Genomic DNA, 14,784 nt, shown 5'->3' with positions numbered 1-14,784 from the left:
GCATCTTTGCTTTGATTGAGCTTCGATGTGTGGGGCGAAATGGATCGTGAAACAAGTTCAGGATGAGGTGCTTGTGGGATGGACGCAAATTCCCTCTCTCCTGAGGGAGAGGGTGGCGAGCGTAATGGTGCCGCGAGAGGGGGAGTGAGTGACCTGCTGTCGCTCCTCTCTCCCCTGCCTCTCATCGACCCCTTAAGGGGAGAGAAGGATGTTATTTCCCCTCCAGCATCTCGATCATCAAGGAGAAGTCGCGGCCCGACTCCCCCTGGTTGGCAAGCAGTTGGTAGAGGGCTTCAGCGGTGCTGCCCATCGGCACTGAGGCGCCCACCGAAGCGGCGGCTTCAGTGGCGAGCTTGAGGTCCTTGAGCATCAGGCCCACCGCGAAGCCGCCCTGATAGCCATTGTCGGACGGGCTTTGCGGGCCGACGCCGGGGACCGGGCAATAGCTGGTCATCGACCAGCTCTGGCCCGAGGACACGCTGGAGATGTCGTAAAAGGTTTGTGGGTCGAGGCCGAGCTTTTTGGCCATGGCGAAGCTTTCGCAGGTGGCGACCATCGTCGCGCCGAGCAACATGTTGTTGCAGATCTTGGCTGCCTGACCATTGCCTGCGCCGCCTGCGTGGATCACAGCCTTGCCCATGGCGGACAGGATGGGCTTTGCCCTGCCGTAGGCGGCCTCGCTGCCGCCCACCATGAAGGTCAGCGTGCCGCCGGCGGCAGCGGCGATGCCGCCCGAGACGGGGGCATCGACCATTTCGAACCCCTTAGCCTGAGCTGCTTCCTCGACGCGGCGCGCGGTGGCGACGTCGATGGTGGAGCAGTCAACGAAAAGAGCGCCGGGCTTTGCCGCGCCAAAGACCTCGCTGGAATAGACGGCTTCGACATGCTTGCCCGCGGGGAGCATGGAGACCACAGCGTCTGCCTGCTCAACGGCATTGGCGGCGCTGGCGCAGTGGACGGCGCCTGCCGCTTCCGCCTTCGCCAATGCGTCCTCTGACAGGTCGAAGGCGCGGACGGCAAAGCCGTTCTTCAGCAGGTTGGCGGCCATGCCGCCGCCCATATTGCCGAGGCCGATGAAGGCGATGGTCTGGCTCATGTCAGGCTCTCCTTTGTTCTTCTCAGCCGCGCAATTGGGGAAGCGGCGTCCATTCCTTTTCCGGCGGCAGCGGGGCGAACAGGCTGTCGATTAGCTCGTCCGTCACCTCTTCGGGCGTGGCCGGGTTCCATCGCGGCGCATTATCCTTGTCAAAGATCACCGCGCGCACGCCTTCGATGAAGTCGGGACGGCGGATGACATGGCAGCCGATGCGATATTCGTTGCGCATATTGTCGGCAAAGTCGGTGAAAGCCGCACCCTCCGCCATTTGCCGCAGTGCGACCTTTATCGTTTGAGGCGATTTGGTGGCAAGGGTTGCGAGTTGCGCTCGCGCCCATTCCGATCCGTCTGCCTGAAGCGCGGCGAGAATGTCCTGGTAACGGTCCGAAGCGAAGAGGCGATCGATATCTTCGCGCCGCGCTTCCCATTCGGAAGGTGGCGGCGTGTCGCTCATTTCGTCGAGGATTTCGCCAAGGCCGTCCGGGTCGGCGATGATCCGCGCCTTGACGGCGTCGAGCTTGTCCGACGCCATATAATGGGTGGCGATGCCTATCGCGAGGCAGTCCGCGCCCTTGATCCGCGCGCCTGTGGTCGCGAGCCATGCGCCCGCGCGGCCGGGCATGCGGGGGAGGAACCAGCCGCCGCCCACGTCCGGGAACAGGCCGATGCCGGTTTCGGGCATGGCGTAAGTCGTTCGTTCGGTCGCGATGCGGAAACGGGCGGGATCGGAGATGCCGACGCCGCCGCCCATAACGATGCCATCGATGAAGGCGATGACCGGCTTTTCATAGACGAACAGCAGATGATTGAGGCGATATTCCGTATGGAAAAATTGCTCGGCCTGTGCGCAGTCGCCCTTCGCGCTGCCCGCGAGCATGGCGATGTCGCCGCCTGCGCAGAAGCCGCGCGACAATTTGGGATCGCCATCCGGCGAGGGTGCGTGGTCGAGCATCACCGCGACGACGCTGTCGTCCTGACGCCAGGCCAGCAGCGTATCGATCATCGCGGCGCACATCTCGGTTGTGAGCGCGTGAATTGCCTTTGGCCGATTCAACCGGATGCGGCCGACGCCATTGTCGATCGAAATCAGAAGCTGGTCCGTCATCATCTCTCCCCTATTGCCGCAGCATGTCGCGGGCAACGATCATGCGCATGACCTGATTGGTGCCTTCCAGAATGGAATGGACGCGCAGGTCGCGCCAGAGGCGTTCGATCGGATAATCCATCAGGTAGCCATAGCCGCCGTGCAACTGCAGCGCACGGTCGGCGACAGAAGAGCCGGTGTCCGTAGCGATGCGCTTGGCCATGGCGGCGAAGCGGGTCTTGTCCGGCGCGTTTTCCGTGACCTTGACGGCGGCCATGTAGAGCAGCGCGCGGGCGGCCTGAAGCTCCGTTTCCATGTCGGCCAAGGTGAATTGCGTGTTCTGGAAATCGGCGATGCTCTGGCCGAACTGCTGCCGGTCCTTGGTATAGGCGACCGCTTCGTCGATGCAGCGCTGCGCGCCGCCGAGCGAACAGGCGCCGATATTGAGACGGCCGCCGTCGAGGCCCATCATCGCGATGCGGAAACCTTCGCCTTCTGCCCCGACGAGATTTTCCACCGGCACGCGTACGCCGTCGAAATTGACCTGGGCGGTCGGTTGGGAATGCCAACCGAGCTTGCGTTCCTGCGCGCCGAAGCTGACGCCGGACATGTCCTTTTCGATGACGAGGCAGCTGATGCCCTTCGGCCCATCCTCGCCGGTGCGGACCATGACGACATAGACTTCATTCTCGCCGCCCCCTGAGATGAACTGCTTGGAGCCGGTGACGACATAATGATCGCCATCCTTCACCGCCCTGGTCTTGAGCGCGGCGGCGTCTGACCCTGCGCCCGCTTCGGTAAGGCAATAGCTGCCCATCCGGTCCATCGTCACCATGGAGGGCAGATATTTGTCCTTGACCCCCTGGCCGCCGAAGCGGTCGATCATCCAGGCGGCCATATTGTGGATGGAGATGAAGGCGCTGGTGGAGGGGCAGCCATAGGCCATCGCCTCCATGATCAGCGCCGCCTCCAGTCGCCCGAGGCCGATGCCGCCGGCCGATTCGGAAACATAGATGGCGCCAAAGCCCAGTTCCGCCGCGACGCGGATCGTGTCGCGCGGGAAAATATGCTTTTCGTCCCATTCCGCGGCATGGGGGGTGATCGCATCGGCGGTGAAACGCCGCGCCAGATCCTGAATTTCGCGCTGGTCGTCGGTAAGATCGAACTGGGTCATCGTCTCTCAGCCCTGTTGTGGGGGCGCTTTACGCCACGGCCTGCCTTATTGGACCGCTGGAACCTGTGCGGCCAACCGGCATGTGCGGGGAGCGTGGACGCTCCCCGCACAAATATCACCCCATTGTCGGAATGATGAAGGCACTATCGTCAGACGCACCGCCATCGGGCCAGCGCTGCGTCACGGTCTTTACCTTCGTCCAGAATTTGACGCCTTCCATGCCGTGCTGGTTGGTGTCGCCAAAGGCCGAACGCTTCCAGCCGCCGAAGGTGTGATAGGCGACCGGCACCGGGATCGGGACGTTGATGCCGACCATGCCGACATTCACGCGGGCGGCGAATTCGCGCGCGGCGTGGCCGTTGCGCGTGAAGATCGCAACGCCATTGCCATATTGATGCTGGCTGGGGAGGGCGAGCGCCTCTTCGAAATTCTCTGCACGGACCATCTGCAGGACCGGACCGAAAATCTCTTCCTTGTAGGTGCGCATGGTGGGCTTCACATGGTCGAACAGCGTAGGGCCGACGAAGAAGCCTTCCTCATGCCCCTGCAGCTTGAAGCCGCGCCCATCGACCACCAGCTCCGCGCCTTCATCGACGCCCATCTGGATATAGCTTTCGATCTTCGCCTTATGTGCGGCGGTGACGACCGGGCCATAATGGGCGTCGGGGTCGGTGGAGACGCCCACGCGCAGTGCTTCGATCGCCGGGATCAGCTTTTCGCGCAGGGCAAGGGCGGTCCTATCCCCGATCGGCACGACGACGGGCAGGGCCATGCAGCGTTCGCCGGCCGAGCCAAAGGCAGCGCCTGCAAGATCATTGACGACCTGGTCGAGATCAGCGTCCGGCATGACGATGCCGTGATTTTTGGCGCCACCCATGGCCTGCACGCGCTTGCCCGCGTCCACGCCCCGCTTATAGACATAATGGGCGATGTCGGACGAACCGACGAAGCTGACCGCCGCGATATCCGGATGGTCGAGGATGGCATCGACCATTTCCTTGTCACCCTGTATGACCTGCATAATGCCTTCGGGCAGACCGGCTTCCAGGAACAGCTCGGCAAGGCGGACCGGAACGGACGGGTCACGCTCAGAGGGCTTCAGGATGAAGGCATTGCCGGTGGCGATGGCGACCCCCGACATCCACAGTGGGATCATCGCAGGGAAGTTGAAGGGGGTGATGCCCACGCCGATACCCAAGGGCTGGCGCATCGAATAGACATCGATCCCGGGACCGGCGCCCTGGGTGTACTCACCCTTTAGCACATGCGGGATGCCGCAGCAGAATTCGATGACTTCCAGGCCGCGTTGGATGTCACCCTTGGCATCGGCGACCACCTTGCCATGTTCCGAGCTGAGCAGATGCGCCAGCTCGTCGATATTCTGCTCGACCAGGGCCTTGAAGTTGAACATGACGCGCGCGCGCCGCTGCGGGTTGACCGCAGCCCAGGCGGGCTGTGCTTTCTTCGCGGCTTCCACCGCACGGTCCAGCAGCGCGGCATCGCCCAGGGCGACGCGGGCCTGAACGGCGCCATTATTGGGATCGAAGACGTCGCTGTAGCGATTGGCCGTGCCGTCATGGGCAAAGGCCAGCTTGTGAGTGATTTCGCGCATGGGGCACCTCTCGCTTGGTTGCACGGTTGCATGGCTGATCGTGATTATGCATTCAATAGCTCATTTTTGCATGTATGATCTGCATTTTTGCAGAGGAAGCCGATGTTCGACTGGGATGATCTGCGCCTGTTCCTGACTGTCGCGCGCATGAAGCGGATGGCGCCCGCAGCGCGTGCGCTCGGGATGGATGCGACAACCATTTCCCGGCGTCTTTCCCGGCTCGCTCAAACCCTCGACGCGGAATTGTTCGAGCAGGCCGGGCCGGACCGCGTTCTTACTCATCGAGGCATAGCATTGTTCCGGCATGCCGAAAGCATCGAAGGCGCCGCGCTTGCCGCCGTTGCGGAGGTCAAGGGTGAACGGCAAAGCCTGAACGGCCATGTGCGGATTTCGGTAGCGGAAGGATTTGGGGCATGGATACTCGCGCCCGGCCTGCCGTCCTTCCATGCGCAGCATCCAGGCATTCACTTGGATGTCGTGACGGCTTCGGGCTTCCTCAATCCATCGAAGCGGGAAGCGGACATGGCCGTCATGCTCGCCCGGCCGCAACGCGGTAACCTTTCCGTGCAGCGGCTCGCCGACTATCGGCTGCATCTCTATGCCTCGCCGGAATATCTGGAGCGCAAGGGCCGTTTGGCAGATCGTCGCGATCTTCAGGATCATGTGCTGGTCGGCTATGTGCCGGAATTCATATTCGCACCGGAACTCGACTATTTGGACGAAGTTCAGACAGGTGCGGAGGCCATATTGCGATCAAGCAGCATCGGAATTCAGCGCCGTCTGGTCCTTGATGGCGCTGGCATAGGCGTGCTCCCGGATTTCATGGCTGCAAATCATCCGGGCTTGGTCAGGTTGCTGGGCGATGATGTCGAAATCACGCGCAGCTTCTGGCTGGTGACCCATCGTGATATGACCAAGCTCGCACGCATCCAGGCGGTATCCGGTCTCATACAGAAGCAGGCAGCAACCGTCCTCGCCGTGTCGTGACGGTGCGCCTTGGTCTTCCGACGAGGATCTCGCCCGTGGCCGGCCGGCCGAGTGTTGCTGGATGTCCCGCAAGATACCGTAGGCGCCGCCTGAAGAGCGAAGGGGAAGCTGACAGCTCGCCGCATGATCCAGCCTTTCGCACGACGCTAGGAAGCCGATGACGTGACAGATGGAGGTTGCCGATCGTCCGTTCCAGTTACCGTGAAGTGAATCTTGGTATCCATTTCTTGGACACAATATTGGAAGCGTTGCAGTCCCGTCCAAATATAATCTACCGCTACCGATAACGGTATATGACCAAAGTGATATGCGTCCGCATCCGTGGTCCTGGACGTGCTATATGTAAGATTTTTCAGATGATCGGCACTTCCATGTCGCTGAAACCCAACCGATAACGGTTCCGTAACATTTTTTTGCCAGAATTTTGATCAAGATTAAGACGTGTCAGCTTTTGTTGAGGAGAGAGGCGTCGTGTATAGATCAGGCATAGTTTTGGCTATGGTTCTCTTACCGTATGAGGCGTGGGCAACAGAAACCACGACGACCATGGGGGTTTCAGCGACAGTGCTGAACGCCTGCCTCGTTACGGCAACAAACATGGCCTTCGGGACCTATAATCCGACATCTACCACACCGACAGACTCCACCAGCACCATCAACGTAACCTGTACCCCAGGAACAATGTTCAATATCGGGCTCAATGCTGGAAGCACTGGGGGCGCCACTGTCACCACCCGACAGATGTTGAACGGCGTAACCCCGCTGAGCTATTCGCTCTACAGCAATGGGGGACGCAGCACCAACTGGGGCAATACGCCTGGATCGGACACGGTTTCGCAGACCGCATCGACCATCCTGCCGATGTCCTTCACCGTCTATGGCCGCATTCCCCAACAACAGGATGTTGGCGCTGGAACTTATACCGACACGGTGACCGTCACCGTGAGTTACTGAAAAGAAATCAGCCATGACAGGAAGATCATTCCGTGCCAGACCCCGGCGGGTTCTGGCGGCGGCAGGGTTATGCGCTCTGCTGACAGCGGCTGGAATGCCGGCGGACGCGGCTTCGCTTCGTATCCTACCGGTGCGGATCGAACTTGCGGCCGAGAAGCAATTTTGTGCGCTCACCATCGCCAATGACGATGTGAACCCGGCGACGGTACAAGTTAGGGGCTTTGGCTGGCGCAAGGATGGCGGGGGTAATGACCTGCTGGACCCTGATACAGGTCCTATGGTCAACCCGTCGATTGTCAGCATCCCTGCGGGGGAAACCCGCCTGATCCGTTGCGGCCTCCCTCCCAAGAGCGGATCCCGCGAAGAAAGTTACCGGCTCGTCATTGACGAACTTCCGACATCGACGGCGGCGCCTGGTACGGTGCGGACGTTGCTTCGCGTCAGTATTCCTCTGTTCCGCGCCCCATCCGGTGCGGCACCGTTGCTTCGCTGGTCAGTGCATATGGGGGCAAAGGGCGCCACGCTGAGTCTCATCAACCAGGGCGACCGCCATATTCAGGGCACAGCAGTGAACCTGCGACTTGCGAACGGGAGCACAAGAGCCGTGAAGCTGGACAAGGGCTTCTATCTTCTGGCGGACGGACGCATTCCGTTACCGATCGGACCCTTGGACGGCAGCAGCATTGCCGGGGTGGAAATCGAAACCACACGAGGGGCGTTGATCGCTTCCCGCGCCAGCAGCGACCAGTGAGGATCGCGTTCGGTGGCAACCGCTCCCGCACTGCGACGCGAGGGAGAGGCGGCCTCTATTCTGGCGGTCCTCTTGCTGATCTCCTTGCCGCAACAAAGCGTGGCGTCCGATGCGTCAGACCTCCCTGTCGCTCTTGCAATTACCACAACTCCTATGCCTGGCGCACAAGCCAAGATGCGGGCGATGCCAGTCGGTGTGGTCATCAATGGGCGCCCGGTAAGCGAACCCTGTCTGATCATCGAGAGTGCGGGTGCATTATTCGTAAGGCGGGACATACCCGGCCAGTGGGGCCTCCGGCTGCCGGTGGGGCGACCGCAGATCAGCGTGGACGGCACGGAGTTCGCCTCTTTGACTGGCCTCCCCGATCTGTCGGCTAAGTTGGACAGTATGGGAGCAACGCTGCTGATCGATGCAGCTCCGACGCTGTTCACAGCCACTCATGTCGGCAGGTCGCAGCACAGCTTGCCCGTCATGGAGGCCGCGCCTGTCCAATATCTAGGCTATGACCTGTCCCTGTCGCGATGGAGCGGCCGATGGTCTGCTTCTGCGATCGTGGATGCAGGGATGTCCGGCGGGTGGGGCGTCCTTGGCACCACGGCCGTTATCCAGGAAGGGGCGGACAGTGGAGGCGCCGTCAGGCTCGACAGCAATTTCATCCGCGACTTTCCTGATCAGCGCCTTCGGCTGATGCTGGGCGATGCGGTGACGCGGGGCGGCGACTGGAACCGGCCAGTTCGTTTTGCGGGGATAAGCCTAGGGACGGACTTTTCACTAGCGCCTAATGACATAACCTATGCCTTGCCCAGGCTTTCGGGATCGTCCGCTTTGCCATCGGTGGTCGAGCTGGCGGCCGCGAGCATCCGCCAGAGCATCGCGGTGCAGCCGGGTGATTTCGCCATCGATTATCAGCCGGTGTTCACGGGCGGCGGAGAGGTGACGATGACGATGCGTGACGTCAACGGCGCTGCGCGCACCGTGACGCAGAGTTTCTACACCAGTCCGCGCCTGCTGCGGGAGGGGCTGGACGACTTCTCACTGGAGGCGGGATTTTTGCGCAAAGATTTCGGCGCGCGCAGCTTTTCCTATGGCGCGCCGTTCGCGTCTGGTTTCTGGCGCCACGGGCTTGGCGGGGGGCTGACACTGGGAGGGCGAATGGAGGCGAACGAAACTGTGCAGTTGGCCGGATTGGGGCTGGGCCTCATTCTGTCCTCTTGGGGCGAGGTCGCATTGTCGGCGGCCGCGTCGCGGAGCCGTCTTGGCAGTGGGCTCATGTGGCGCGCGCAGTTCCAGCGGATCACCCCTCGCTATTCCCTTACAGCCAGCTATCAGGAGGAAAATGCCGCCCTAGTCCAGGTCGGTGATGACGTCCCGTCGCCTGAAAAGCGTCGGGAATTTATCGTGGCAAGCAGCCTGCTACTTGGGCGGCTGGGCAGCATGAATGCCAATTATGTGGAAAACGATAGTGGAGAGGGGCGTCGTTTTTCTTCCGGCTCAGTCTCCTACGCGACCAATATCGGACCCGCTTGGCTCTCACTGGGGGCACGTCAGACGCGGATGGCTGAACAACGGAACAACAGCCTGTTCGGGTCGCTCACCCTGCCCTTCGGCACGCGTGCCAGTGCGGGTTTGTTTATTGACGGCAAGCGGGTCGCGGCCAGCGCCGGCCGGACCCCGCCACCGGATAAGGGCTGGGGCTATCGTCTGTTCGCCTCGCGCGCAGCCGGAGGCCTCTCACTTGTGGAAGGCGGAGTTACATGGCGTACGGCGGCGGGCGACATCGATCTGTCAGCGAGCCAAACCGGCAATGCTGAAAATATGCGCCTGCAGGCGCGGGGTGCGTTGTTGCGGGTAGGCGGGCAAATCATCGCCGTGCCCCAACTCGACTATGCCTTTGCCGTGGTCGATGTGATTGCTGACGAGGAGGTGACGGTCCTTTTTGAAAACCGCCCAGTCGCGCGAAAAGCGGGCGGCGGTAGCCACGCCGTCATCACAGGGCTGCAACCCTATTCTGGCAACCGGATTGCCATTGATGTGGACGATCTGCCTATCGACGTGATTGTCACGTCTGCGGAAAAGACCGTCGTTCCAGGCTACAGGCAGGCCGTTAGGGTCAGTTTTGGCGAACCGTCCGCACATCCCGTCACATTGCGCGTGATCGATGCAAGCGGCCGAGCGGTAGCGGAAGGCCTGCTTGCCACTGTGGCTGGCGCCGCACCTGGCGTCACCGGACATGATGGCGCGGTCTTTCTGGCCGATGCACATGCGGGACAGGAAGTTGTGCTGACCGGCCCAGCTACGGCCTGTCGCGTTGTTGTTCCGGCCTGGTCAGCCGATCAGGCCATGGCAGGCATCGTGCCCTTGCCCTGTGTGCCATTGCAGGAGGGAAAATGATGAAAGTCCTAGGATATGGGTTGACTGCTGTCGTCAGCATGACCATGCCGACGCCCGGCTGGGCCTGCACATTATGCAGCTGTTCGGCTTCGACGACGGGCGTGAGCTTTGGCGGCTATGACCCCGGCTCCTCGAGCCCAAAGGACGGCTTGGGAAGCGTCACGCTCAGTTGCACGGGTGTGGTTTCGCTGGCTGGTACCATAGACATCGCCATGAGCCCGGGCAGTTCAGGCAATGCGCTCGCCCGCCAAATGTCGCACGGAGCCGCCAGCCTGAACTATAATCTTTATTCGAACAGTAGCCGAACCTCCATCTGGGGAGCGGGCTCGGCGGGAACGAGCATCGTCAGTGCGAGCTTGACGGGCCTTTTATCCTTTAGCCAGACCGTCTCTGTCTATGGCCGAATTCCGGCGGGGCAATGGGTGCAAGCCGGGCCCTATGCCGACAGCGTGATTGTCACCATCACTTATTGAGCACCGAGATGAGAGGCCTAGGGCGAAATGCTTGCGATGGGGTCGTGCATCAGCGTGCCTCCCCCTAAGGGCTCCCTCTACCCTATGCCATTTTGCACTTGAGCAAGTCCTCCTTGCTTTAGGCCGCCACGTGGGGCGCCAATAGTGTCGAGCGCTAATCCAACATTCTTTGATCAGCGGCGATTTCCAGAGCCTCCACGAGCGCCGAATGGCCTGTAGCGCCCGTCGGCGCTACGCAGACGCTCATCAAACTGCTGCGCGGAAGCGGTGGCTGTCCGTGGGTCTCGTTGTCAATATGGTGCTGGGTTGGTGCGTAGCCCCCAGCTCAGAAAAAGTCTGTTTCGAACAAAGTTATGCAGCCTAGCTATTTGGCCCGCTTGCTGTAATACTGGGCAAGGCGCATATGGGTTTATTGGCGCTCTCCACCTGGTAGTGCCAGATCGCAAGGTAGCGCTGGCTCCTGCTTGTGAAAGTGACAACCAGTCACGGAACCAGCGCCAGGAAGTCGACCACGATGGCAGCCAAAGACGTAAAATTCGCCCATGAAGCTCGCGAAGGCATAGCACGCGGCGTCGATATCCTCGCCAATGCGGTGCGCGTGACACTTGGCCCCAAGGGCCGCAACGTCCTCATCAACAGAAACTTCGGCGCGCCGCGGATCACAAAGGACGGCGTGACCGTCGCCAAGGAGGTCGAGTTCAGGGACAAGTTTGAGAATATGGGCGCGCAGATGATCCGCGCGGTCGCCTCCCGAGCGCATGATCATGCCGGAGACGGCACCACCACGGCGACGGTGCTTGCGCAGGCGATCGTTCGAGAGGGGATGAAGTCAGTGGCGGCCGGCATCGATCCGATGGACCTCAAACGCGGCATCGACCTCGCCGTAACCGCCGTAGTGGCCGAACTGAAGGGGCGTTCCAAGCCAGTGGCGAATAATCAGGAGATCGCCCAAGTCGGTATTGTCTCCGCCAATGGCGACGAAGTGGTTGGCAACTGGATTGCCGAAGCGATGGAGAGGGTCGGCAAAGAGGGTGTGATCACGATCGAGGAGGCGACCGGTACCGAGTTCGAACTCGATGTGGTCGAAGGCATGCAGTTCGATCGGGGGTATCTGTCACCCTATTTTGTTACGAATAGCGAGAACATGTCCGTCGAACTGGAGGACCCCTATATCCTCATCCACGAGAAGAAGATGGGGAATATCCAGGCAATCCTCCCCATTCTCGAAGCGGTGGCAAAGGCGCACCGCTCTCTGCTCATCCTCGCTGAGGATGTCGAAGGCGATGCCCTTTCGACACTGGTGGTCAATAAGCTCCGTGGTGGTCTGAAGGTTGTGGCCGTCAAGGCGCCGGGCTTTGGTGATCGGCGCAAGGCCATGCTCGAAGATCTGGCTATCCTCACTGCGAGCGACGTCGTGACCGACGACCGTGGCATCAAGCTGGAGAATGTCACCCTAGAGATGCTTGGGACGGCGAAGCGCGTGTCGATCACGAAGGACACGACCACGATCGTTTATGGCGCCGGGAGCCCCGACGCCATTCAGGCTCGTGTCGAAGGGATCCGGGGCCAGATCGAGGCTGCAAGAAACGACTATGACAGGGAAAAGCTGAAGGAGCGGCTCGCCAAGCTGTCCGGGGGTGTTGCCGTTATCAAGGTCGGCGGCGCTTCGGAGCTTGAAGTCAAGGAGCGGAAGGATCGCGTCGAGGACGCTCTGCACGCGACGCGTGCCGCGGTGGCGGAAGGAATATTGCCAGGCGGGGGCACCGCGCTCCTTTACGCGTCGAAGGCGCTGGACCATGTAAGTCCCCTCAATGAGGATCAGCGCCGCGGCGTCGATATCATTCGTAAGGCGCTGCAGGCACCACTCTGGCAGATTGCGGAAAATGCTGGATGTAATGGCGGCGTGGTTGCCGGCAGGCTGCTTGACGGGCGCGATGAAAATTTTGGCTTTAATGCGCAGACCGAACGATATGAAAACCTATTTCAGTCCGGGGTCATCGATCCGACGAAAGTCGTCCGAACCGCGTTGCAGGATGCCGCTTCGATCGCGGGGCTGCTCATCACTACCGAAGCAGCGGTCGCCGATCTGAGCGAGGAGGGGGGGAACGGGTCATAGGCGATGCCTTCGGGCATGGACTTCTAAGGGGGGAAGCGATTTCCGCCGTCTGGCGCAGGCGAATAAATGCAAGATCCCATGGGATCTTGTGATACGGTGAGCCATCACCCTCATCGTGCTGCAGGCATGTCGTGACAGAGAGACCATCGTGCTCCCGCCTGCGAGCGGGACATATCGGATGCGTGACGCTCTGCTTTACACCCATCTTAACGACGTCGAGCCGTCATCATGACCATCCGCACCAGGCGTGAAACGGTAGTATTGCGCCGTTTCAACTGCCGGAATTCGACTAACCTCTGCCTCCAGGCTCCTATGAAGTGAAAACGGAAGAGGAGATGCTGGACGGCATTGCTCGCACGGCTTTTCACCGGACAGCGATGACGCTTCGTCTTGAAAGAGGTTCTTGCATTGAAAACCATCCGATTGATCCGGCGCATCTCACTGCTGCATTGGAACGCGATCAGAAAGCTGCTCAGAGAAGTGCCAATTCGCCTGCCCCCCCCCTTGGCGAAACAGGTCGCTCCTTCTGTTTTACCGCTTGCACGCCCGCGCTGGGTCCCACTGCGGGTCCGGAACGCTCCGCCTTGGGGCCACCGATAGGACAACGCCATGCTCAACAACTCAGCTATGTGTAAACGTCAGGCGGCGCACCATCGGCAGGTCGCCGCCGCCTCCTCCCTCGAGAAGGTGCGAGGGATAGCGCTGAAGGCCGCCGGTGTCTGGGAGATACAGGCTGCGGAGGCCGAAGCGCGCGAAACGGGAACGCCCGACGTGCTCAGCCGTGCGGACGCAGCAATCGCTATGGAATTCCGTTTAGAGGAGGAGGCTCTGACGCGCCAATCATGATCAGGATAGAAGCATTCCCAGCCCGCCGCGGCAGCCATGACAGGAACTGTGCGATGAACGGTGAGAGAGAGTCGTTTGGTGCTGGCTGATCGCCCAACATGGGCGCCCGGGCTGGGTAGGAGTGCGGGTAACGAGGGGCGACAGCCGCTTCCCGCATAGTGGCGATCCCGACACCGTGCGCAGGGACCTTAATCGCATGCAGGCCGAAGGCGAAATGTTTGGGGCGCGGACGGTGCAGAAGTGCTCTGGTGTCGCTTGATCGGCACAGATCGAAGAACCGGCCGGGGCTTCATTCCACTGGACGATGCACCCCCGGCCAGCCGTGTCGCGATCAGCTTTTCAGGGTAACGATACTCACTGCGCCAGGTTTTTGCGTCGGATTGGACGCATTCTTTTTAGACTTTTCTGCTTTTGGTTTGCGAACTTCACGGTTCGATCTTTTCTGACTTTTGGCCATCGGGAATTCCTTGGGCTGGGCTGGGCGTTTCGGCAGGCTGTCAGATCACGGCCAAGGATCGACTATTTGCTGGTGCGTTCTCGTAGATCAACGCGCAGTCCGCCATGACCGCCTGCAGGCCTTCGATTTCCCTTGTATCATGAGGGAGCAGCTGCGTCGCTTATATTTAACCGATCATGTGCAATATACAGTTCTCAGTACTCTAAGGCCTTGCCTATTTGTTGCCTGAACCCGGAAGGCCGCCAATCTGTATCGGCCTCGCCGCGCCAACATCGGTGCCGGTCAACGACTGCAGCTAGCTGGGGAAAGCAGAGCGCAACCTTCTCGCAGCTCGAAACGTTCATCCGATGTGGTTTCAAGGCTCTTAAATGATGAAGACATCGTCTCTCATGCTCACGGCATTGTTTTGGTTGGCGGCATGTGACGGCCCCGCCGAGCAAGCGGGAGAAGAGCAGGATCGGGCTGCGGCCAACGCAGCAGGCCTGCCCTATGGGGGGTCAGGCCCCGCTGAAAAAGCCGGCGAGGCACAGGATCGTGCCAATGCCGCAGCGAGGAAATCGAGAGAGGCCTCTGCAGAGGCTTTGGAGGCTGAGGGCCAAAACTATCAGCGGCAGGCCGACGTTGAGGCCGAGAGGCTGGAGGCGGAGGCAGCAAAGTTACGTGATGAGGCAGATCGCAAAGCCAAGGCTCTCGACCGGAAAGCCGCTGCGATTGAGCGGTGATTCGCCTATGGATTGGTTTGCCTTGCCTCTGCAGCGAGAACTTCTTCCTCACACCTCGAATCATCCGGCGCATCGTTGAGGCGCTGTAGCTCTAGGGTACAAAGTACCCGCGTGCGAGCAC

General features: G+C 60.8%; 10 protein-coding genes and 1 pseudogene. 7 read left to right on the top strand and 4 right to left on the bottom strand.

The window, feature by feature from the left end; genetic code table 11:
- Positions 1 to 211: 211 nt before the first annotated feature.
- The 4 genes and pseudogenes from mmsB to ACFO3E_RS09040 all read right to left on the bottom strand — a co-directional run.
- A pseudogene (mmsB, locus tag ACFO3E_RS09055) lies at positions 212 to 1,102 on the bottom strand (3-hydroxyisobutyrate dehydrogenase); the annotation flags it as partial.
- A gap of 16 nt (positions 1,103 to 1,118) precedes the next feature.
- Positions 1,119 to 2,201 (bottom strand): enoyl-CoA hydratase/isomerase family protein, encoded by a 1,083-nt coding sequence (locus ACFO3E_RS09050; protein ID WP_380804143.1) that lies wholly within the window; start codon positions 2,199 to 2,201, stop codon positions 1,119 to 1,121.
- A gap of 10 nt (positions 2,202 to 2,211) precedes the next feature.
- The gene (locus tag ACFO3E_RS09045; RefSeq protein WP_380803983.1) at positions 2,212 to 3,354 is read right to left on the bottom strand and encodes an acyl-CoA dehydrogenase family protein; all 1,143 of its coding nucleotides are present in this window, start codon (positions 3,352 to 3,354) and stop codon (positions 2,212 to 2,214) included.
- A gap of 115 nt (positions 3,355 to 3,469) precedes the next feature.
- The gene (locus ACFO3E_RS09040; protein WP_380803981.1) at positions 3,470 to 4,966 is read right to left on the bottom strand and encodes a CoA-acylating methylmalonate-semialdehyde dehydrogenase; all 1,497 of its coding nucleotides are present in this window, start codon (positions 4,964 to 4,966) and stop codon (positions 3,470 to 3,472) included.
- Positions 4,967 to 5,068: 102 nt separating this feature from the next.
- Between ACFO3E_RS09040 and ACFO3E_RS09035 the strand changes: the two genes are divergently transcribed.
- The 7 genes from ACFO3E_RS09035 to ACFO3E_RS09005 all read left to right on the top strand — a co-directional run bounded on the left by ACFO3E_RS09035 (position 5,069) and on the right by ACFO3E_RS09005 (position 13,484).
- Positions 5,069 to 5,953 (top strand): LysR family transcriptional regulator, encoded by an 885-nt coding sequence (locus tag ACFO3E_RS09035; protein ID WP_380803978.1) that lies wholly within the window; start codon positions 5,069 to 5,071, stop codon positions 5,951 to 5,953.
- A gap of 498 nt (positions 5,954 to 6,451) precedes the next feature.
- The gene (locus ACFO3E_RS09030) at positions 6,452 to 6,907 is read left to right on the top strand and encodes a Csu type fimbrial protein (RefSeq protein ID WP_380803975.1); all 456 of its coding nucleotides are present in this window, start codon (positions 6,452 to 6,454) and stop codon (positions 6,905 to 6,907) included.
- A 94-nt stretch (positions 6,908 to 7,001) separates the two neighbouring features.
- A complete protein-coding gene (locus tag ACFO3E_RS09025; RefSeq protein WP_380803972.1) occupies positions 7,002 to 7,658 on the top strand; it encodes a fimbrial biogenesis chaperone in 657 nt (218 codons plus the stop codon).
- A gap of 153 nt (positions 7,659 to 7,811) precedes the next feature.
- Positions 7,812 to 10,049 carry a fimbria/pilus outer membrane usher protein gene (locus tag ACFO3E_RS09020; protein WP_380803970.1) on the top strand — a complete coding sequence of 746 codons (2,238 nt, stop codon included), beginning with the start codon at positions 7,812 to 7,814 and terminating at the stop codon, positions 10,047 to 10,049.
- Positions 10,046 to 10,522, top strand: coding sequence for a Csu type fimbrial protein (locus ACFO3E_RS09015; RefSeq protein WP_380803967.1), 477 nt, complete (start codon positions 10,046 to 10,048; stop codon positions 10,520 to 10,522). Before ACFO3E_RS09020 ends, ACFO3E_RS09015 begins: the two co-directional genes overlap by 4 nt.
- Before the next feature lie 514 nt (positions 10,523 to 11,036).
- Positions 11,037 to 12,638 carry a chaperonin GroEL gene (groL, locus tag ACFO3E_RS09010; protein ID WP_380803964.1) on the top strand — a complete coding sequence of 534 codons (1,602 nt, stop codon included), beginning with the start codon at positions 11,037 to 11,039 and terminating at the stop codon, positions 12,636 to 12,638.
- Positions 12,639 to 13,247: 609 nt separating this feature from the next.
- Positions 13,248 to 13,484, top strand: coding sequence for a hypothetical protein (locus ACFO3E_RS09005; RefSeq protein WP_380803961.1), 237 nt, complete (start codon positions 13,248 to 13,250; stop codon positions 13,482 to 13,484).
- Positions 13,485 to 14,784: the final 1,300 nt, after the last annotated feature.

This window comes from Sphingobium tyrosinilyticum, from assembly GCF_042654265.1.
Taxonomy (GTDB): Bacteria; Pseudomonadota; Alphaproteobacteria; order Sphingomonadales; family Sphingomonadaceae; genus Sphingobium; species Sphingobium tyrosinilyticum.
Note: the sequence above shows the minus strand (reverse complement) of the source record. Positions and strands in the feature narration are given on the sequence as shown.

What these genes read in the sequence shown, in the direction of transcription:
- ACFO3E_RS09050 (WP_380804143.1), bottom strand. Translation starts at nt 2,201, where the DNA reads ATGACGGACCAGCTTCTGATTTCGATCGACAATGGCGTCGGCCGCATC.
- ACFO3E_RS09045 (WP_380803983.1), bottom strand. Translation starts at nt 3,354, where the DNA reads ATGACCCAGTTCGATCTTACCGACGACCAGCGCGAAATTCAGGATCTG.
- ACFO3E_RS09040 (WP_380803981.1), bottom strand. Translation starts at nt 4,966, where the DNA reads ATGCGCGAAATCACTCACAAGCTGGCCTTTGCCCATGACGGCACGGCC.
- ACFO3E_RS09035 (WP_380803978.1), top strand. Translation starts at nt 5,069, where the DNA reads ATGTTCGACTGGGATGATCTGCGCCTGTTCCTGACTGTCGCGCGCATG.
- ACFO3E_RS09030 (WP_380803975.1), top strand. Translation starts at nt 6,452, where the DNA reads ATGGTTCTCTTACCGTATGAGGCGTGGGCAACAGAAACCACGACGACC.
- ACFO3E_RS09025 (WP_380803972.1), top strand. Translation starts at nt 7,002, where the DNA reads ATGCCGGCGGACGCGGCTTCGCTTCGTATCCTACCGGTGCGGATCGAA.
- ACFO3E_RS09020 (WP_380803970.1), top strand. Translation starts at nt 7,812, where the DNA reads ATGCCTGGCGCACAAGCCAAGATGCGGGCGATGCCAGTCGGTGTGGTC.
- ACFO3E_RS09015 (WP_380803967.1), top strand. Translation starts at nt 10,046, where the DNA reads ATGATGAAAGTCCTAGGATATGGGTTGACTGCTGTCGTCAGCATGACC.
- groL (WP_380803964.1), top strand. Translation starts at nt 11,037, where the DNA reads ATGGCAGCCAAAGACGTAAAATTCGCCCATGAAGCTCGCGAAGGCATA.
- ACFO3E_RS09005 (WP_380803961.1), top strand. Translation starts at nt 13,248, where the DNA reads ATGCTCAACAACTCAGCTATGTGTAAACGTCAGGCGGCGCACCATCGG.